This window comes from Burkholderia sp. BKH01, from assembly GCF_025685725.1.
GTDB lineage: Bacteria > Pseudomonadota > Gammaproteobacteria > Burkholderiales > Burkholderiaceae > Burkholderia > Burkholderia pyrrocinia_C.
In genome coordinates this window covers 413,940-432,283 of record NZ_JAOTQT010000002.1, presented here as the reverse complement: position 1 = coordinate 432,283, position 18,344 = coordinate 413,940, and the positions used below count along the sequence as shown (strand labels likewise).

The window sequence follows — 18,344 nt, the reverse complement described above, 5'->3', positions numbered from 1 at the left end:
CCGAGCGGGCGCCGTCGATTTCAGTGGCAGTGGCCGTGCGGCGCCGCGGCCGCCTGCATCGGGGCGTCGCGATCGGCGCCCGCCGCCTTCAGTTTGTCGAAATAGTCGCGCCACAGCGCGTCCTGCTGCGTCGCCAGTTCGTACAGCAGGTCCCACGAGTAGATGCCGGTCGAATGGCCGTCGGAGAACGTCGGCTGCAGCGCATAGTTGCCGACGCCTTCGAGCGCGGTGATCGTCACCTCGCGCTTGCCCGTCTGCAGCGTCTCCTGGCCGGGCCCGTGGCCGCGCACCTCGGCCGACGGCGAATAGACGCGCATCAGCTCGAACGGAATCCGGTAGCTGTCGCCGTTCGGGTACTGCAATTCGAGCACGCGCGACACCGCGTGCACGACGACGCCGGACGGAATCGGCGTCGTGGAAGTCAAACCGCTCATGGCTGCCTCGAATCGGTCGTTCGTTGAATTTCCTCGCGCACCGCATTGTGCAGCAGCGAGGCCTGCGCGGCACGCGTGCGCAGCAGCGCCTCGGACACGCCGCGCTGGCGCGGCGCCCACACGGGCTGCGGGAAATGGGCGTCGTTCGAGAAGCGCGGGATCACGTGCCAGTGCACGTGCGGCACCATGTTGCCGAGGCTCGCGAGATTCACCTTGTTCGGCTGCATCACGCGGCGCACGGCCCGCTCGACCGCGTAGACCACGCGCATCAGGTGGGCCCGCTCGGGCTCGCCGAGATCGGAGAATTCGGCCACGTGCGCGCCCCAGATCACCCGGCAGAAGCCCGGGTAGTCGTGCTCGCCCGTCGCGAGCACGACGCGCAGCGCGTCGTCCCGCCAGAGCAGCTCGCCGCCGTCTTCACGGCAAAACACGCATTCCATCGTCGCTCCCATGTGGACGGGCGCCCGCGCATCGGCGCCGGCGCCCGCTCATCCCTAGCCCGGTCGGGCGATCGTCATGCCCGCATTAGACCAGCACGCGCTCGATCCCGCCATGGTTCGCACGTGCGACATAATCGGCCATCCAGTTCTCGCCGAGCACCTGGCGCGCGATCTCGACCACGATGTAGTCGGCCTCGATGTTCGCATCCTCGTTGTAGCGCGACAGGCCTTGCAGGCACGACGGGCAGCTTGTCAGGATCTTCACGTCCGGGCCGGCGTTCGCGGCCGGCGCCGGTGCGCTCGCGCCGCCGGCGATGACCGGGATGCTGCGCAGCTTCGCGGCACCCTTGCGGATCTCCTCTTCCTTGCGGAAGCGGACCTGCGTCGACACGTCCGGGCGCGTGACCGCGAGCGTGCCCGATTCGCCGCAGCAACGGTCGTTCTTCTCGATCTTGTAGCCGTCCTTCTCCGTGCCCATCAGCTCGTTGACGAGCTTGACCGGGTCCATCGTCTTGATCGGCGTGTGGCACGGGTCGTGATACATGTAGCGCGTGCCCGTCACGCCGTCGAGCTTCATCCCCTTCTCGAGCAGGAACTCGTGGATGTCGATGATCCGGCAGCCGGGGAAGATCTTGTCGAATTCGTAGCCGGCGAGCTGGTCGTAGCAGGTGCCGCACGACACGACCACCGTCTTGATGTCGAGGTAGTTCAGCGTGTTCGCGACGCGGTGGAACAGCACGCGGTTGTCGGTGACGATCTTCTCGGCCTTGTCGTACTGCCCCGAGCCGCGCTGCGGATAACCGCAGCACAGGTAGCCCGGCGGCAGCACCGTCTGCACGCCGGCTTCCCACAGCATCGCCTGCGTCGCCAGGCCGACCTGCGAGAACAGGCGCTCGGAGCCGCAACCGGGGAAGTAGAACACCGCTTCCGAATCGACGGTCGTCGACTTCGGGTTGCGGATGATCGGCACGATCTTGTTGTCCTCGATGTCGAGCAGTGCGCGCGCCGTCTTCTTCGGCAGGTTGCCCGGCATCTTCTTGTTGACGAAGTGGATCACCTGCTGGACGACGGGTGGCTTGCCGACGGTCGCCGGCGGGTGCTGCGTCTGCTTCTTCACGACGTTCTTCAGCATGTCGTTCGCGAAGCGCTGCACCTTGTAGCCGACGCCCATCATTACGCTGCGCGCGGCGTTGATCGTCTGCGGATTGGTCGCGTTCAGGAAGAACATGCCCGCCGCATTGCCGGCGTTGAATTTCTTCTTGCCCATCTTGCGCAACAGGTTGCGCATGTTCATCGTGACGTCGCCGAAGTCGATCTTCACCGGGCACGGCGTCGCGCACTTGTGGCACACCGTGCAGTGGTCGGCCACGTCGTTGAACTCGTCCCAGTGCTTGATCGACACGCCGCGGCGCGTCTGTTCCTCGTACAGGAACGCCTCGACCAGCAGCGACGTCGCGAGGATCTTGTTGCGCGGGCTGTACAGCAGGTTCGCGCGCGGCACGTGCGTCGCGCACACCGGCTTGCACTTGCCGCAGCGCAGGCAGTCCTTCACCGAATCGGCAATCGCGCCGATGTCGGACTGCTGCATGATCAGCGACTCGTAACCCATCAGCCCGAAGCTCGGCGTATATGCGTTGCGAAGATCGGCGCCGTCGAGCAGCTTGCCCTTGTTGAAGCGGCCGTTCGGGTCGACGCGCTGCTTGTACGCGCGGAACTCGGCGATCTCGTCGTCGGTCAGGAACTCGAGCTTCGTGATGCCGATCCCGTGCTCGCCGGAGATCACGCCGTCGAGCGAGCGCGCGAGCTTCATGATGCGTGCAACCGACGCGTGCGCGTCCTGCAGCATCTCGTAGTTGTCGGAGTTGACCGGGATGTTCGTGTGGACGTTGCCGTCACCCGCGTGCATGTGCAGCGCGACGAACACGCGGCCGCGCAGCACCTGCTTGTGGATCGCCTGCGCCTCGTCGAGGATCTGCTTGAACGCGCCGCCGTTGAAGATCGCGCGCAGCTCCGCGCGGATCTCCTGCTTCCACGAGATGCGGACCGTGCGGTCCTGCGTGACGTGGAACACGGTCGCACCCGGCTGCTCGTCCGCGCGATCCGCGAACTTCTCGGCCAGTGCCTCGTAGCCGAGCTGCACGAGGTAGTGCTGCGCCTCGCGCAGCGGCTGGTCGAGCCGGTCGCGCACGAATTCCCAGCGCGCGCGCACACGCTTGAGCAGCTCCAGCGCCTGCTGGACACGATCCTCGAGCAGCTCGGCGCTCGGGATCTCGTTCGCGTCGTCGGTCTTGCCGAGCGGCAGGTTGCCGCCGCGGAAGAACGCTTCGAGCGCGTCGACGAGCTGCAGCTTGTTCTTCAGCGACAGCTCGATGTTGATCCGCTCGATGCCGTCGGTGTACTCGCCCATCCGGTTCAGCGGGATGACGACGTCCTCGTTGATCTTGAACGCGTTCGTGTGCTTCGCGATCGCGGCCGTGCGGCTGCGGTCGAGCCAGAAGCGCTTGCGCGCCTCCGCGCTGACCGCGACGAAGCCTTCGCCGCTCTTGCCGTTCGCCATCCGGATCACTTCGGACGTCGCGTGCGCCACCGCGTCGGCATCGTCGCCGACGATGTCGCCGATCAGCACCATCTTGGGGAAGGAATTGCGCTTGCTCTTGGTCGCGTAGCCAACCGCGCGCAGGTAGCGCTCGTCGAGGTGCTCGAGGCCCGCGAGGATCGCGCCGCCCTGCTTCGACGTTTCGAACAGGTAGTCCTTGATCTCGACGATGCTCGGGATCGCCTCGCGCGCCTGGCCGAAGAATTCGAGGCAGACGGTGCGCGTGTGCGCGGGCATCTTGTGCAGCACCCAGCGCGCGGACGTGATGAGCCCGTCGCAGCCTTCCTTCTGCACGCCCGGCAGGCCGGCGAGGAACTTGTCGGTCACGTCCTTGCCGAGCCCTTCCTTGCGGAACCGGCGGCCTTCGATCTCGAGCATCTCGGTGCGCAGCAGCTTCTCGCCCGGCGCGTACGCGCCGTCGAACCACTTCAGCTCGAAACGCGCGACCGCGATGTCGTGGATCTTGCCCTGGTTGTGCTCGTGGCGCGTGACTTCGAGCCAGTTGCCGTCCGGGTCGACCATCCGCCACCAGGCCAGGTTGTCGAGCGCGGTGCCCCACAGCACGGCCTTCTTGCCGCCCGCGTTCATCGCGACGTTGCCGCCGATGCACGACGCGTCGAGCGACGTCGGATCGACCGCGAACACGTAACCGGCCGCCTCGGCCGCCTCGGTCACGCGGCGCGTGACGACGCCCGCGCCGGAGAAGATCGTCGGCACCTTGTGCGCGACGCCCGGCAGCTCCGTCAGCTCGACCGCGCCGAGCTGTTCGAGCTTCTCGGTGTTGATCACCGCGGAGAACGGCGTGAGCGGCACCGCGCCGCCCGTGTAGCCGGTGCCGCCGCCGCGCGGGATCACGGTCAGGCCGAGCTCGAAGCAGGCCTTGATCAGCGCCGCGATCTCGGCTTCGGTATCGGGCGTCAGCACGACGAACGGGTATTCGACGCGCCAGTCGGTCGCATCGGTGACATGCGACACGCGCGACAGCCCGTCGAAGCGGATGTTGTCCTTCTGCGTGCAGCGGCCGAGCGCCTTGGTCGCACGGCGGCGCAGGTCGGCCAGTTTCTCGAATTCGTCGGCGAACTCGTTGACCGCACGCTGCGCGGCGGCTTCGAGCATCTCGACGCGCAACGCGCGCTCGCGGCCCGCGTCGTCGCGATGCTCGGTGAGATCCGCGCTGCGGCGCTTGCCGATCTCGGTCAGGCGGTGGTTCAGCGCCTCGATCAGCAGCGCGCGGCGCTTCGGATTGTCGAGCAGGTCGTCCTGCAGGTACGGATTGCGGCGCACGACCCAGATGTCGCCGAGCACTTCATACAGCATCCGTGCCGAGCGACCCGTACGGCGTTCGGCGCGCAGTTCGTCGAGCACCGACCACGCCTCTTCGCCGAGCAGGCGGATCACGATCTCGCGATCGGAGAAGGACGTGTAGTTGTAGGGAATCTCGCGCAACCGGGGCGCGGGGTCGGCGGCGACGGCGGCGGCCGCGCCATTCGGATCGAAAACTTGTGGTGCGTTCATGTTCGGACGACTCGGAGGGCCGATACCCCGTGCACGGGCGTCGGCAAGCGCGTGGGCGCAATCTTGGGGAAATCTGTTCTATTACCAGGCGCGCGGCTGTCCTTCATGGGGCCGGAGCGGGCGTTGACTCGCCCCTCCTGGCCGGCGACAGGGCCTGGCGGCACTCGGAACCATCAGCACGATCGCGCGCGGCGCGCATGCCGTTCGGCCGCGGGGCTGGCTGCGCGCGGCGTCGGCTTCAACGGGGCGATCCGAGGGTGCCTCTGCATCTTCCGATCCTTGATTCAAAACGGAATTCTAACCCATGATCGGGCCATGCGTGACACGCCGGACAGGTCGTGGGGCTATCGCCGCCAGCCGCGCCAGGCCTGGTTCGGCGCGGTTTCGTGCGATCATTCGCCGCCCGTCCGGTCGGTAACCGCGCGGTTAAACCGGTAAAAACGGGACGCCCGGGTCGCGAATGCGCCGCCCCGCGACCGCTCGCCCGGCATGCCGCTTGCGTGCGGGCTGACCCTTGGCGCTATCATTGACCTTTTACCGTCTGCTTCCGCACTGCACGCGAGCGCCCATGGCATCCCACGATTACCTGAAGAAAATCCTCACCGCGCGCGTCTACGACGTCGCGATCGAGACGGAACTCGAACCCGCCCGCAACCTGTCGGCCCGACTGCGCAATGCCGTCTACCTGAAGCGCGAGGACAACCAGCCGGTGTTCTCGTTCAAGCTGCGCGGCGCGTACAACAAGATGGCGCACATTCCGGCCGACGCGCTTGCGCGCGGCGTGATTACCGCGTCGGCCGGCAACCACGCGCAGGGCGTCGCGTTCTCGGCAGCCCGGATGGGCGTCAAGGCGGTGATCGTCGTACCCATCACGACGCCGCAGGTGAAAGTGGACGCGGTGCGCGCGCACGGCGGCCCGGGCGTCGAGGTGATCCAGGCCGGCGAGTCGTACAGCGACGCGTACGCGCATGCGGTCAAGGTGCAGGAAGAGCGCGGCCTCACGTTCGTCCACCCGTTCGACGATCCTTACGTGATCGCCGGCCAGGGCACCATCGCGATGGAGATCCTGCGCCAGCACCAGGGCCCGATCCACGCGATCTTCGTGCCGATCGGCGGCGGCGGTCTCGCGTCCGGCGTCGCCGCGTACGTGAAGGCCGTGCGCCCGGAGATCAAGGTGATCGGCGTGCAGGCCGAGGATTCGTGCGCGATGGCGCAGTCGCTGAAGGCCGGTGAACGCGTCGAGCTGACCGAGGTCGGCCTGTTCGCGGACGGCACCGCGGTGAAGCTCGTCGGCGAGGAAACCTTCCGGCTGTGCCGCGAATACCTGGACGGCGTCGTGACCGTCGACACCGACGCACTGTGCGCGGCGATCAAGGACGTATTCCAGGACACCCGCAGCGTGCTCGAGCCGTCCGGCGCGCTCGCGGTCGCGGGCGCGAAGCTGTACGCGGAACGCGAGGGGATTGAGAACCAGGCGCTCGTCGCGGTCACGTCCGGCGCGAACATGAACTTCGACCGGATGCGCTTCGTCGCCGAGCGCGCGGAGGTCGGCGAGGCGCGCGAAGCCGTGTTCGCGGTCACGATCCCGGAGGAGCGCGGCAGCTTCAAGCGCTTCTGCTCGCTCGTCGGCGATCGCAACGTCACCGAGTTCAACTACCGGATCGCCGATGCGCAGTCCGCGCACATCTTCGTCGGCGTGCAGATCCGCCGGCGCGGCGAATCGGCGGAGATCGCCGCGAACTTCGAGTCGCACGGCTTCAAGACCGTCGACCTGACGCACGACGAGCTGTCGAAGGAACATATCCGCTACATGGTCGGCGGCCGCTCGCCGCTCGCGCTCGACGAGCGCCTGTTCCGCTTCGAATTCCCGGAGCGCCCGGGCGCGCTGATGAAGTTCCTGTCGTCGATGGCGCCGGACTGGAACATCAGCCTGTTCCACTACCGCAACCAGGGCGCGGACTACAGCTCGATCCTCGTCGGGCTGCAGGTGCCGCAGGCCGATCGCGCCGAATTCGAGCGCTTCCTCGCGGCGCTCGGCTATCCGTATGTCGAAGAGAGCGCCAACCCGGCTTACCGCCTCTTCCTGTCGTAAAGGCGTCACGCAATGAATCCCGAACATTCCCCGCTCGGCAAGGCCACCGTCTACGCGGCCCAGTACGATGCGTCGCTGCTGTTCCCGATCCCGCGCGCGGGCGCGCGCGAGCAGCTCGGCATCGCGTCGGCGCTGCCGTTCTTCGGCACCGACATCTGGAACGCGTACGAGCTGTCGTGGCTCAACGCGCGCGGCAAGCCGCAGGTCGCGGTCGCGACGTTCTACGTGCCGGCCGAATCGCCGAACATCGTCGAATCGAAGTCGTTCAAGCTGTATCTCGGCTCGTTCGCGCAGTCGAAGTTCGACTCGATCGACGCGGTGCGCGACACGCTGAAGCGCGACGTGTCGGCCGCATGCGGCGCGAGCGTCGCCGTGCAACTCGTGTCGGCGCACGATTTCGGCAAGCTGGAAATGGACGAGCTCGACGGGCTGTCGCTCGACCGGCTCGATCTCGACACCGACGTGTACGAACCCGATCCGTCGCTGCTGTCGGCCGCCGAGAACGAAGCGCCGGTCGAGGAGACGCTCGTGTCGGACCTGCTGCGCTCGAACTGTCCGGTCACCGGCCAGCCCGACTGGGGCAGCGTGCAGATCCACTACGTCGGGCCGCAGATCGATCACGCCGGCCTGCTGCGCTACATCATCTCGTTCCGCAATCACACGGGCTTTCACGAGCAGTGCGTGGAGCGGATCTTCCTCGACATCCTGCATGCGTGCAAACCGGTGAAGCTCGCGGTGTATGCGCGCTACACGCGCCGCGGCGGGCTCGACATCAACCCGTTCCGCACGAATTACAACCAGCCGATGCCGGATAACGCGCGGACTGCGCGGCAGTGACGGTGGCAGGCGGTCGCCAGGCCATGGCGGCGTAGCGCCATTGTTGCGATCCACAAACGAAACAGCCCGGTCAGAACTGACCGGGCTGTTTTGCTGTGCGCAGGGAAGCGCGGCCGCGTTACTTCGCCGGCGCCTTGTAAGCGATGCAGTCGACCTCGACCTTGCAGTCGATGACCATGCTCGACTGCACGCACGCGCGTGCCGGCGGATGCTCGCCGAAGTACGAGACGAACACCTTGTTGAACGACGCGAAATCGCGTGCGTCGTCGAGCCACACGCCGCAGCGCACGACGTGCTCGAGGCCGTAACCGGCCTCCTTCAGGATCGCGATCACGTTCTCGATCGTCTGCTTCGACTGCGTGACGATCCCGCCTTCGACGACCTCGCCGTTCACCATCGGCGTCTGGCCCGACACGTACAGCCAGCCGTCGGCTTCGACCGCACGCGCAAACGGCATCACCTGGCCGCCGGTACCCTTCGCTTCGCCTACGCCATATCGCTTCATCGTTTCACTCCTTGTTTTGTCGACCCGGGCAGGCGCTTCAGCGCTGACCCGAATCCCGTGCAACGCACGGTTGCGGATGCGCGTGCCGGCAGCGGCACACGCGGGAAGATCGGAACAACAGTTGCGTCCGGACTCAGAACGCAGCGTCGGCGCTCGCCGGCACGCGCTCGCCGCGCGCGACGAAGCCGCCGGCGCGCTCACCGGTCGGCTGGCCGTTCTCGTAGGTCAGCACGCCATTCACCCACACGGCATCGATCCCGTGCGCGGGCTGCTGCGGCTTCTCGAACGTCGCGGCGTCGATCACGCGCGCCGGATCGAACAGCACGAGATCCGCGTGATAGCCGACATGCACCTCGCCGCGCCGCGCGATCCCGTAGCGGCGCGCGGACAACGACGTCATCTTGCGGATCGCCTCCTCGAGCGGCAGCAGGTTCGTGTCGCGCACGTAATGGCCGAGCACGCGCGGGAACGCGCCCCACAGCCGCGGGTGCGGCAGCGGATCGTTCGGCAGGCCGTCCGAGCCGACCATCGTCGCAGGGTGCGACAGGATCCGCCGCACGTCGTCCTCGGACATGTTGTGGTACACGGCGCCCGCCGGGCGGATGCGCTGCGCGGCTTCCTGCTCGGTCACACCCCAGTCGGCCGCGATCGCCTTCAGCAGCTTGCCGGCGACTTCCGGGTGCGGCTCCGACCACGTGATCGTGATGTCGATGTCGCCCGTCACCTGCTTCAGGTCGAGCGTCGACGAGCTGCGGCTGTACGGATAGCAGTCGCAGCCGACCGGCTGGTAGCGGCGCGCGCCTTCGAGCGACGCGAGCACTTCGGTGCTGCGCCCCCAGTTCGACGGCCCCGCGCATTTCAGGTGCGAGATCACGACCGGCACCTGCGCATGGCGGCCGACGCGATACGCCTCGTCCATCGCGTCGAGGATCGCGTCGAACTCGGTGCGCATGTGCGTCGTGTACAGCGCGCCCGCGTTCGCGAGCGGCTCGGCGAGCGCCATCACTTCCTCGGTCGGCGCCGCGAACGCGGAACCGTACGCGAGGCCCGACGACAAGCCGAGCGCGCCGTTCACGAGCGCCTCCTCGAGCTGCGCGCGCATCGCGGCGATCTCACCGCCGGTCGCCGCGCGGTCGAGGCAGTCCATCTGGTTGTTGCGCAGCGCCGTGTGGCCGACGAGCGCCGCGACGTTCACGGCCGGACACGCGGCGTTCACGGCCGCGACGTAGTCGGCGAAGGTCGGGTACTGGAACGCGCCGCGCTCGCCGAGCAGGTTCATCGGGTCGGGCGGATCGCCCGCGAGCGTCACCGGCGACGCGCTGATCCCGCAGTTGCCGACGATCACGGTCGTCACGCCCTGCGAGATCTTCGGCAGCATCTGCGGCGCACGGATCACGTGCGTGTCGTCGTGCGTGTGCACATCGACGAAGCCCGGCGCGAGCGCGCGGCCGTCCGCATCGACGACGGTCTCGGCGAGCCAGTTCGACAGATTGCCGATCGCCGCGATCACGCCGTTGCGGATCGCGACGTCGCGCGTGACGGGCGGTGCGCCGGTGCCGTCGTACAACTGCGCGCCGACGATCAGCGTATCGGCGGCTTCGGGATGCGAATGCATGGTCAGTCTCCTACCGGTTGACGGTCTCCGCCGCCGCGATGCGCATCGAGCGCATGCTTGATGCGGCGCAGCGATTCTCGGCCCGCATCGCCGAGCCGCAGCGCGACTCCGGTGACGAGCACGTCGATCGCCATCATCATCGCGTAGCGCGATGTCGACGGCTTGTAAATGAAATCGGTTTCGAACGCGACGACCGGGATCAGGTGGTCGGCGAGCTTCGCGAGCGGCGAAGCCGGCGCGGTGATCGCGATCAGCTTCGCGCCGTAGCGCTTCGCGAGGCGGCAGCTCTCGAGCAGCTCGGGCACGCGCCCGCTCACCGACAGCGCGACGACCACCGCGTCGCGCGACAGCGTCGCGGACACCATCCGCTGCAGCAGGCTGTCCTGGTAGCTCGCAACCGGCCGGCCGAAGCGCACGAGCCGGAAGCGCAGCTCGTCGGCGAGCATGGTCGAGCCGCCGCCCTGCCCGTACACGTAGATCATCTTCGCGCCGGCGAGCAGGTCGGCCGCCGCGTCGAACGACGTGTTGCGCAGCAGTTGGTGGTTGTGCGCGAGCGCCACGCGGATCTCGTCGTAGACGACCGACGCGGGGCTCGCGTCGGCGGTCGGTGCATCGTCGGACGGCACCAGAAAACGCTGGCCGACGGCCGCCGCCTGCGCGACGAGCACCTTCAGTTCGCGCACGTCCCGGCAGCCGACGGCCTTCGCGAAACGCGTGACCGTCGCGACGCTGACCTCCGCGTCGCGCGCGAGCGCGCCGATGCTCGCATGCGCGGCGCGTGCGAGATCGGCGAGGATGAACGTGGCGACCTTGCGCTCGGCATCTCGCAACTCGGGCGCGCATTCGGCGATCCTCGCGACGATGTCGAGGACCGGCGGGGCGGCCGAAGCCGGATGGGGCTCGGCCGCGAGCGGAGCGGACGGGGTGGCGGGCGTATTCATCTGCGGAAAAGGGTTCGAAGCCTGATGTTACTAAATAACATCACCGCGCCGATGCTACTTTCTGTACCATCGGCATGTCAACTTCAGTGCAATGCATAGTGATGATGGAGCGGGATGACATGAAAGTTACAAACTATCAGGAAGCGACGATCGATCCTTTCGGCAAGGGCCTCGGCAACCTGCCGAGCGCCAGCGTGCCGCTCGGCGACGCGGGCCGCCTCGAGTGGAACCTGCTCGCGGAAGACGTCAGCCTGCCGGCTGCCGTGCTTTACGAGGACCGCATCGAACACAACCTGAACTGGATGCAGGCGTTCGTCCAGAAGTATGGCGTCAAGTTCGCGCCGCACGGCAAGACGACGATGGCGCCGCAACTGTTCCGCCGCCAGCTCGACGCCGGCGCATGGGGCATCACGCTCGCGACCGCGCACCAGACGCAGGCCGCGTATCACGGCGGCGTGCGGCGCGTGCTGCTCGCGAACCAGCTCGTCGGCCGCCAGAACATGACGATCATCGCCGGGCTGCTGTCCGATCCCGACTTCGAATTCTTCTGCCTCGTCGATTCCGCCGAGAGCGTCGACCAGCTCGGCCGCTTCTTCGGCGACGCGAAAAAAACGCTGAACGTGCTGCTCGAGCTCGGCGTGCCGGGCGGCCGCGCGGGCGTGCGCGACGCCGCGCAGCGCGAGGCCGTGCTCGCCGCGCTCGCGCGCTATCCGGACACGCTGAAGCTGGCCGGCATCGAACTCTACGAAGGCGTGCTGAAGGAGGAAGGCGAGATCCGCGCGTTCCTGCAGGACGCGGTCGCGCTCACGCGCGAGCTGGCCGGCGCGGGCCGCTTCGCGCGCACGCCGGCGATCCTGTCCGGCGCCGGTTCGGCGTGGTACGACGTGGTTGCGGAAGAATTCGCGAAGGCGTCCGACGCGGGCTTCGCGGAAGTCGTGCTGCGTCCGGGCTGCTACCTGACGCACGACGTCGGCATCTACAAGAAGGCGCAGACCGACGTGTTCGCGCGCAACCCGATCGCACGCACGATGGGCGAAGGGCTGCTGCCCGCGCTGCAGCTGTGGGCGTACGTGCAGTCGGTGCCGGAGCAGAATCGCGCGATCGTCGCGCTCGGCAAGCGCGACGCGGCGTTCGACGCAGGCCTGCCCGAGCCGGCGCGCCACTTCCGCCCGGGCCGCGACACCGCGCCGCGCGACGTCACCGCCGCCGAAGGCTGGGCCGTCACCGGAATGATGGACCAGCACGCGTACCTGCAGATCCCGCCGGGCGCCGACGTGAAGGTCGGCGACATGGTCGCGTTCGACATCTCGCACCCGTGCCTGACGTTCGACAAGTGGCGCCAGGTGCTCGTGCTCGATCCGCAGTTCCGCGTGACGGAAGTGGTCGAAACGTTCTTCTGACGCATGTTGCGCACGCCGCTCCGCCGCTCGTGCGGGGCGGCCGTCACGCGCGCTTCAATCTGCCGGAGTACACTGCGCTTTCGTCCTCGGGGCCCCTCGCGGCCGTTGCATCGGTTTGCCACACGCGGCGCGAACGGGCCCTCAACGCTGCTTCACTGGAGAAAGCCATGGCCGCGAAAAAGATCCTGTTCCTGACCGGCGATTTCGCCGAAGACTACGAAACGATGGTGCCGTTCCAGGCGCTGCAGGCCGTCGGCCACCATGTCGACGCAGTCTGCCCGGGCAAGCGCGCGGGCGACAAGATCAAGACCGCGATCCACGATTTCGAGGGCGACCAGACCTACACCGAGAAGCCCGGCCACCAGTTCACGCTGAACGCGGCGTTCGACGACGTCGATGCATCGCGCTACGACGCGCTCGCGATCGCGGGCGGCCGTGCGCCGGAATACCTGCGACTCGATCCGAAGGTGATTTCGCTCGTGCGCGCGTTCGCCGAGGCCGGCAAGCCGATCGCCGCGATCTGCCACGCGGCGCAACTGCTCGCGGCCGCCGACGTGATCCGCGGCAAGCGCATCTCGGCCTACCCGGCCTGCGCGCCCGAGGTGAAGCTCGCGGGCGGCGAATACGCGGACATCCCGGTCGATGCGGCCGTGACCGACGCGCCGTTCGTCACCGCGCCCGCGTGGCCCGCGCATCCGGCATGGCTCGCGCAGTTCCTCGCGCTGCTGGGAACGCGCATCGAGCTGTGAACGTGAAGTGAATTGAGATGAATTGAAGTGCCGGCCGGTGGCGGGATTTCGTGCCCGCTTACTGGTCGCGAGCGGTCGCGGCCACGGCGTGTATGTGCCTGCCCGCGCCGCGCCTCAGCGTGCGACCGGCGTCGAGCCGACGTCCGCGATCCGCGATTCCAGCATCGCCAGCGCACCCGAAAGCGCATTCAGCACGTCGTCCGGCAACTGCGCCACCGTCTGTTCGAGAAACGCCTTGCGGCGCGGCAGGCATGCATCGAACGCGGCGCGGCCGTCGTCCGTCAGCGTCACGTTGGTCACGCGGTTGTCGCGTGCGTCGGATTCGCGCTCGATCCAGCCGAGCGCGTCGAGCGACTTCAACTGGCGCGTGAGCGCGCCCGGATCGATGCGCAACACTTCGACGAGCTTCTTCTGCGACGAATGCCCGCCCATCGTGTGCAACGCGACCATGATGCGCCAGCGCGGCATCGGCTGCCCGACGTGCGCTTCGAACGCGGTCATGAACGCGCGATACGTGCGTCCGAATTGCTGCAAGATCGCGACGCGGTCCTGTTCTTCCATGCGCTGATTTCGTTTCCGGTGAATCGTTGAATCGTTAATCGGCCGCGACGTGCGGCTCGATCTTGCGCCGCAGCGCGATCGGCGGCACGCGGCGGCACTGCCACACCGACACCACGGCGACGACGGCCGCCATCGCGACGCCCAGGTGGATCGCGCCGACGAGCGATTCGCGGGCCGCTTCCAGCAGCAGCGCGCCATTATGCCCGGCACGCGTCAGCTCCGCGACGAGACCGCTTTGCGCCGCGCGGTCGATCAGGATCTGCGGATCGGCGAGCTGCGCATGCCACTGCATCGCATGGTCGGCCGCGAGGGCATCGCGCACACCGCCCGAATACATCTGGTTGACGAGCGTGCCCGTCAGCGCGGTGCCGATCATCCCGCCGACCATCCGCAGCGACTGCAGCAGCGCCGTCGCGATGCCGAGGTGCTCGCGGCCGGCCGCCTGCTGCGCGAACACGGTGAGGTTCGGCAGCACGAAGCCGAGACCGATGCCGCCCGCGACCATCAGCGCCATCAGCATCCAGGTCGGCGTCGTGTGCGTCGACACGACGATGCCCGCGCATGCGATCGCGAACAGCACGAAGCCGACGTGCAGCATCGCGTTCGGATTGCGGATGCGCGTGACGACCCGGCCGTTCATGATGCTGCCGATCGTGATGAACACGACGAGCGGCGTGATCACGAGCCCGGCCTCCCTCGGCGACATCCCGAAGCCGCCCTGGAACAGCAGCGGCGCATAGAACAGCAGCGAGAACATCGAGAAGCCGGCGAGGATCGCGAGCACGAACAGCGCCGACAGCGCGCGGTTGCCGAACATGTCGAACGGCAGAATCGGCTGCGCGCAGCGCTTCTCCCATTGCCACAGGCCGACGCCGGCCGCGACCGCGACGACGAGCAGCAGCGACGCCCAGCTCGCGACGCCGTACTTCGGCAGCCATTCGACGAACAGCTGCAGCGCGCCGAGCGACAGCGCGATCAGCAGCGCGCCCGGCCAGTCGAGCCGCATCTTGCGATCGTGCTCGACGTGGCGCAGGTGCGGCAGGTAGCGCCACACGAACAGCAGCGACAGCAGGCCGACCGGCAGGTTCACGTAGAACACCGAACGCCAGCCGAACGACTGGGTCAGCACGCCGCCGAGCGACGGGCCGACCGCGTTCGCGATGCCGAATGCGGAGCTCATCAGCACCTGCCAGCGCAGCCGCACGACCGAATCGGGGAACAGGTCGGGAATGCACGCGAACGCGGTGCCGACCAGCATCCCGCCGCCGATCCCCTGCAGCCCGCGCGCGAGCACGAGGCTCAGCATGTCGTTGGCCATCCCGCACAGCACGGACGCGCCGGTGAACACGACGATCGACACGATCACGAACGGCTTGCGGCCGTAATAGTCGCCGAGGCGGCCGAAGATCGGCACCGTGATCACGGAACTGAGCAGGTACGAGGTCGCGACCCACGCGTACAGGTCGAAGCCCCTCAACTCGGCGACGATGGTCGGCAGCGCGGTGCCGACGACGGTCTGGTCGAGCGCGACGAGCATCGTGACGAACGAGAGCCCGATCATCGCCAGCAGCGATTCGCGGAACGGCAGGACTTGCCCGCTCGAATGGTGGGCGGCAGTATGGACGGCCATTTTTTGTCGATGCAACTTTTGATGAGTCAAACAATCTCAAAATTCTAGCATGGCGGAGTAATCTAGGCCGGCGATGGTTTGGCGCCTGTTCACCAAGGAGAAGAATGGAACCGATTTCAATCACCCCCGCGACGACGCTGTCGCCGGAGGATCGGGACGCGCTGCGGCGCGCGAAGCAGGTGCTGGAAAGCCCGTCGCTGACGATGAAGCTGACGGGCGTGCTCGGCGCGCCGGTCGAGAAAATGATCGCGCGGCTGCCTGATTTCGCGACCGGCAAGATCAACGATGCGACGCAGCTCGCGCTGCGCAAGTGCCTGAACATCGCGCTGCGCACGCTCGGCAAGCCGCAGGCGCCGGACGCCGAGCCCGAGAAACCCAGCAACCTGCTGCACAAGCTTGCAGTCGCGACGACCGGCGCGGCGGGCGGCGCGTTCGGCTTTCTCGCGCTGCCGGTCGAGCTGCCGGTGACGACCACGCTGATCTTCCGCTCGGTGTGCGACATCGCGCGCAGCGAGGGTGAGGATCTCGCATCGGTGGATACGCAGTTGCAATGCCTGGCCGTGCTCGGCATGGGCGGCAACCCGGACAAGCAGGAAGAGGACGCCGATCTCGGCTATTTCGTGCTGCGCGGCGCGCTCGCGCAGGCGATCTCGAAGGCGTCGTCGGACATCACGACGAAAGGCATCGCCGCGCACAGCTCGGCGGCCGTGTTCAAGCTGGTACAGACCGTGGCATCGCGCTTCTCGGTGCAGGTGACCGAGCAGATGGCCGCGAAGTCGATCCCGGCGATCGGCGCCGTGCTCGGCGCGACCGTCAACACGCTGTTCATCGACCACTTCCAGCAGATGGCGCACGGCCACTTCACCGTGCGCCGCCTCGAGCGCAAGTACGGCTCGGTGGCCGTCAAGGCCGCCTATCAGGCAATCGACGCGTCGCCGACGCGCTGAACCGCGCGTTCGACCGCGACGCGGCGCAGGAACGCGGCCGCACGGTCGAGCGCATCGCGCGCTTCCGGCACCACCGGCGCGTAAAGCTGCCACACGTGCGGCATGTCCGGCCACACCTCGATCTCGACCGGCACGCCGGCCGCCTTCGCCTTCTCGGCGACCCGGCGCGAATCGTCGAGCATCACCTCGGTGCTGCCGACCTGGATATACAGCGACGGCAGGCCCGTGAAATCCGCATAGAGCGGCGACGCGTACGGATTCGTCGCCGGCGCGTCGCCGAGGTACAGCTTCGCGGCCTTCGCCAGCGCGGCACCGGCGAACATCGGATCGGCGCCGTCGTTGGTGCGCATCGTATCGCCCGTGCCGGCCAGGTCGGTCCAAGGCGAGAACAGGATCGCGCCGGCCGGCAACGGCTCGCCGCGATCGCGCAGCGCGACGAGCGTCGCGAGCGCGAGGCCGCCGCCCGCCGAATCGCCGCCGAGCACGATCGACTCGGGCGGCGTGCCGAGCGCCAGCAGTTGCCGGTATGCGGCCAGCGCATCGTCAAGCGCGGCAGGGAAGCGGTTTTCCGGTGCGAGCCGGTAGTCGAGCGAGAACGAGCGCACGCCCGCACGCTTCGTCAGGCCGAACACGAGCGGCCGATGGGTCTTCGTCGAACAGAAGTAATAGCCGCCGCCGTGGAAATACAGCAGCGTGCGGCCGGGCCCGCGCCCCGCGCCCGCATCGGTGCGTTCGAGCCATTCGCCGCGCAACGGCGCGTCGCCCGTGCCGTTGCACTCGCGCAGCCGGTAGCCCGAAGGCGCGCGGCGCGGCACGGCCGTCCGCAGGTCGGCAAAGCGCCGTGCGCGGGTGGGGTCGAGCACCTCGCGCGTGGTCTCGGGACGAAACTGCCTGCGCAGCAGCCAGCAGGCGAACTTGCTTTGCCAACTCATCGGACGCGCTCCGTAATCGCAGTGTGACGATGGTACGTGCGATCGTTCCCGTGCCGCTCGAAAGGGGCCTCTATTTGACATCCTCCCCCGCCGAAAGCCGGGAGATTCCTGCGGCGCCCATTGCTCAACTGCATAGTCGCTTCGGTGGATTCCTGGCCCGACGCCGCTACTTCAGGCGACGTATCTGCACGAGCCAACCGCTCGGGTCCCGCCCTTGCAAGGCTTGCCGCGCAACGCCCGAACGCCGGCCGTCAGTTCGCCGGCATCACCTGGCCGCGAATCTCGCCGGACGGGTGCTCCTTTGTATGGACGTTGAAGTACCACTTGCCGCCCATCAGGTCAGTCACCTGCGCGTCGGTGAGCTCCTTCGAGCCCTTGATCGGGCTCGCCAGCTCGTCCTTCGGAATCGGCACCTGCACGCCCGCGTTCTGGCCGACCGGCGCGGGCCCGTGGAAATGCGCGGCGGTGGCCGGCCCCGTGAGGTGTTCGTAAGTAACCATCCACTGCAGCATGTGCGTGGCCGTGTCGTAGGTGGCGTGGACCGCGCCCGAGCCCTTGGTCGTCGTCGGCGGCACTTCGCTCGACGGCTGGAGATTGGCGGACAGGCGCACCGTTTCGGCGGCGGCGCTGCCGGCGGCCAGCACGCCCGCGAGTAACGCGACCTGGAGCAAACGCAGCTTAAGCATGGACTCTCCTTGCACGACGTTGTACGCCGCCCGAACGGGGGCGTTACGTGATGGTAGTCGATCCGACAGCCTGTCGACCATTCGCACCATGGATCGCGCCCGGCCGGGCGCGCCGGGCATCGTCGATGCGGATCGCACGCCCACACAGCCCGCCGAAACTTGGAAGAGACCTTTGCAGCCTGACACCTGAATCCGCGCACGGCCTTTCGCTACACTTCGTCTCACAGTTGCTTGTTTCCTTCGTCCGAAGGAGTCTGCGAGTATTCACGCGGCCACCCGGCCGCGTTTTTTTTTGCGCGCGCTGCGCGGCCTGGCGACGTGGCATGCCGGCATCGCGAAGCGAACTCGTACTCGCCGGATGACAAGCATGCCGAAGCAGTTTCCGCTGCCGCTCCTTCGCATCGCATCTCGCACTGCCCATCCTGTCGTGCGGCGCGAAGACGCGCACGCGCCGTGGTCACGAC

15 protein-coding genes are annotated in these 18,344 nt (G+C 67.7%); 5 read left to right on the top strand and 10 right to left on the bottom strand.

What is annotated here, in order from left to right; all coding sequences use genetic code 11:
* Nucleotides 1–20: 20 nt before the first annotated feature.
* From OEJ37_RS04895 to OEJ37_RS04885, 3 genes are all read right to left on the bottom strand, one after another.
* Complete coding sequence (locus tag OEJ37_RS04895) at nucleotides 21–434, bottom strand: gamma-butyrobetaine hydroxylase-like domain-containing protein (RefSeq protein WP_034179009.1); 414 nt, start codon at nucleotides 432–434, stop codon at nucleotides 21–23.
* Entirely contained in the window at nucleotides 431–874 is a 444-nt protein-coding gene (locus OEJ37_RS04890; RefSeq protein ID WP_034179010.1) for an HIT family protein, read from the bottom strand. The genes OEJ37_RS04895 and OEJ37_RS04890 overlap by 4 nt, the downstream gene beginning before the upstream one ends.
* A gap of 85 nt (nucleotides 875–959) precedes the next feature.
* A complete protein-coding gene (locus OEJ37_RS04885) occupies nucleotides 960–4,985 on the bottom strand; it encodes a DUF3683 domain-containing protein (protein ID WP_263343365.1) in 4,026 nt (1,341 codons plus the stop codon).
* 568 nt (nucleotides 4,986–5,553) lie between these two features.
* Between OEJ37_RS04885 and ilvA the strand changes: the two genes are divergently transcribed.
* Complete coding sequence (ilvA, locus tag OEJ37_RS04880) at nucleotides 5,554–7,077, top strand: threonine ammonia-lyase, biosynthetic (RefSeq protein ID WP_175919119.1); 1,524 nt, start codon at nucleotides 5,554–5,556, stop codon at nucleotides 7,075–7,077.
* A 12-nt stretch (nucleotides 7,078–7,089) separates the two neighbouring features.
* Nucleotides 7,090–7,914, top strand: coding sequence for an NADPH-dependent 7-cyano-7-deazaguanine reductase QueF (gene queF, locus OEJ37_RS04875; RefSeq protein WP_174419722.1), 825 nt, complete (start codon nucleotides 7,090–7,092; stop codon nucleotides 7,912–7,914).
* A gap of 118 nt (nucleotides 7,915–8,032) precedes the next feature.
* On the opposite strand, the gene OEJ37_RS04870 is transcribed toward queF, so the two are convergent.
* From OEJ37_RS04870 to OEJ37_RS04860, 3 genes are all read right to left on the bottom strand, one after another.
* Nucleotides 8,033–8,419 (bottom strand): RidA family protein, encoded by a 387-nt coding sequence (locus OEJ37_RS04870; protein ID WP_006751946.1) that lies wholly within the window; start codon nucleotides 8,417–8,419, stop codon nucleotides 8,033–8,035.
* A 133-nt stretch (nucleotides 8,420–8,552) separates the two neighbouring features.
* A complete protein-coding gene (locus OEJ37_RS04865) occupies nucleotides 8,553–10,034 on the bottom strand; it encodes an N-acyl-D-amino-acid deacylase family protein (RefSeq protein ID WP_263343363.1) in 1,482 nt (493 codons plus the stop codon).
* A 2-nt stretch (nucleotides 10,035–10,036) separates the two neighbouring features.
* Nucleotides 10,037–10,975 (bottom strand): MurR/RpiR family transcriptional regulator, encoded by a 939-nt coding sequence (locus OEJ37_RS04860; RefSeq protein ID WP_034179015.1) that lies wholly within the window; start codon nucleotides 10,973–10,975, stop codon nucleotides 10,037–10,039.
* A 119-nt stretch (nucleotides 10,976–11,094) separates the two neighbouring features.
* On the opposite strand from OEJ37_RS04860, the gene OEJ37_RS04855 reads away from it, so the two are divergent.
* Nucleotides 11,095–12,375 carry an amino acid deaminase gene (locus OEJ37_RS04855; RefSeq protein ID WP_263343362.1) on the top strand — a complete coding sequence of 427 codons (1,281 nt, stop codon included), beginning with the start codon at nucleotides 11,095–11,097 and terminating at the stop codon, nucleotides 12,373–12,375.
* 167 nt (nucleotides 12,376–12,542) lie between these two features.
* Nucleotides 12,543–13,124 carry a DJ-1/PfpI family protein gene (locus OEJ37_RS04850; RefSeq protein WP_050016662.1) on the top strand — a complete coding sequence of 194 codons (582 nt, stop codon included), beginning with the start codon at nucleotides 12,543–12,545 and terminating at the stop codon, nucleotides 13,122–13,124.
* A gap of 114 nt (nucleotides 13,125–13,238) precedes the next feature.
* Here OEJ37_RS04850 and OEJ37_RS04845 read toward each other — a convergent pair whose 3' ends face one another.
* Both OEJ37_RS04845 and OEJ37_RS04840 read right to left on the bottom strand, forming a co-directional pair.
* Nucleotides 13,239–13,685 (bottom strand): MarR family winged helix-turn-helix transcriptional regulator, encoded by a 447-nt coding sequence (locus OEJ37_RS04845; RefSeq protein WP_034179018.1) that lies wholly within the window; start codon nucleotides 13,683–13,685, stop codon nucleotides 13,239–13,241.
* 34 nt (nucleotides 13,686–13,719) lie between these two features.
* Nucleotides 13,720–15,315, bottom strand: a complete 1,596-nt coding sequence (locus OEJ37_RS04840; RefSeq protein WP_263343360.1) for an MDR family MFS transporter — start codon at nucleotides 15,313–15,315, stop codon at nucleotides 13,720–13,722.
* Nucleotides 15,316–15,419: 104 nt separating this feature from the next.
* On the opposite strand from OEJ37_RS04840, the gene OEJ37_RS04835 reads away from it, so the two are divergent.
* Complete coding sequence (locus tag OEJ37_RS04835) at nucleotides 15,420–16,262, top strand: EcsC family protein (RefSeq protein WP_175919112.1); 843 nt, start codon at nucleotides 15,420–15,422, stop codon at nucleotides 16,260–16,262.
* Here OEJ37_RS04835 and OEJ37_RS04830 read toward each other — a convergent pair.
* Both OEJ37_RS04830 and OEJ37_RS04825 read right to left on the bottom strand, forming a co-directional pair.
* Complete coding sequence (locus OEJ37_RS04830) at nucleotides 16,232–17,194, bottom strand: alpha/beta hydrolase (protein ID WP_263343359.1); 963 nt, start codon at nucleotides 17,192–17,194, stop codon at nucleotides 16,232–16,234. The genes OEJ37_RS04835 and OEJ37_RS04830 overlap by 31 nt on opposite strands.
* Nucleotides 17,195–17,445: 251 nt before the next feature.
* Complete coding sequence (locus tag OEJ37_RS04825; RefSeq protein WP_174419713.1) at nucleotides 17,446–17,880, bottom strand: CHRD domain-containing protein; 435 nt, start codon at nucleotides 17,878–17,880, stop codon at nucleotides 17,446–17,448.
* Nucleotides 17,881–18,344: the final 464 nt, after the last annotated feature.

Coding starts and splice junctions, on each gene's coding strand:
- OEJ37_RS04895 (WP_034179009.1), bottom strand. CDS start 434: ATGAGCGGTTTGACTTCCACGACGCCGATTCCGTCCGGCGTCGTCGTG.
- OEJ37_RS04890 (WP_034179010.1), bottom strand. CDS start 874: ATGGAATGCGTGTTTTGCCGTGAAGACGGCGGCGAGCTGCTCTGGCGG.
- OEJ37_RS04885 (WP_263343365.1), bottom strand. CDS start 4,985: ATGAACGCACCACAAGTTTTCGATCCGAATGGCGCGGCCGCCGCCGTC.
- ilvA (WP_175919119.1), top strand. CDS start 5,554: ATGGCATCCCACGATTACCTGAAGAAAATCCTCACCGCGCGCGTCTAC.
- queF (WP_174419722.1), top strand. CDS start 7,090: ATGAATCCCGAACATTCCCCGCTCGGCAAGGCCACCGTCTACGCGGCC.
- OEJ37_RS04870 (WP_006751946.1), bottom strand. CDS start 8,419: ATGAAGCGATATGGCGTAGGCGAAGCGAAGGGTACCGGCGGCCAGGTG.
- OEJ37_RS04865 (WP_263343363.1), bottom strand. CDS start 10,034: ATGCATTCGCATCCCGAAGCCGCCGATACGCTGATCGTCGGCGCGCAG.
- OEJ37_RS04860 (WP_034179015.1), bottom strand. CDS start 10,975: ATGAATACGCCCGCCACCCCGTCCGCTCCGCTCGCGGCCGAGCCCCAT.
- OEJ37_RS04855 (WP_263343362.1), top strand. CDS start 11,095: ATGAAAGTTACAAACTATCAGGAAGCGACGATCGATCCTTTCGGCAAG.
- OEJ37_RS04850 (WP_050016662.1), top strand. CDS start 12,543: ATGGCCGCGAAAAAGATCCTGTTCCTGACCGGCGATTTCGCCGAAGAC.
- OEJ37_RS04845 (WP_034179018.1), bottom strand. CDS start 13,685: ATGGAAGAACAGGACCGCGTCGCGATCTTGCAGCAATTCGGACGCACG.
- OEJ37_RS04840 (WP_263343360.1), bottom strand. CDS start 15,315: ATGGCCGTCCATACTGCCGCCCACCATTCGAGCGGGCAAGTCCTGCCG.
- OEJ37_RS04835 (WP_175919112.1), top strand. CDS start 15,420: ATGGAACCGATTTCAATCACCCCCGCGACGACGCTGTCGCCGGAGGAT.
- OEJ37_RS04830 (WP_263343359.1), bottom strand. CDS start 17,194: ATGAGTTGGCAAAGCAAGTTCGCCTGCTGGCTGCTGCGCAGGCAGTTT.
- OEJ37_RS04825 (WP_174419713.1), bottom strand. CDS start 17,880: ATGCTTAAGCTGCGTTTGCTCCAGGTCGCGTTACTCGCGGGCGTGCTG.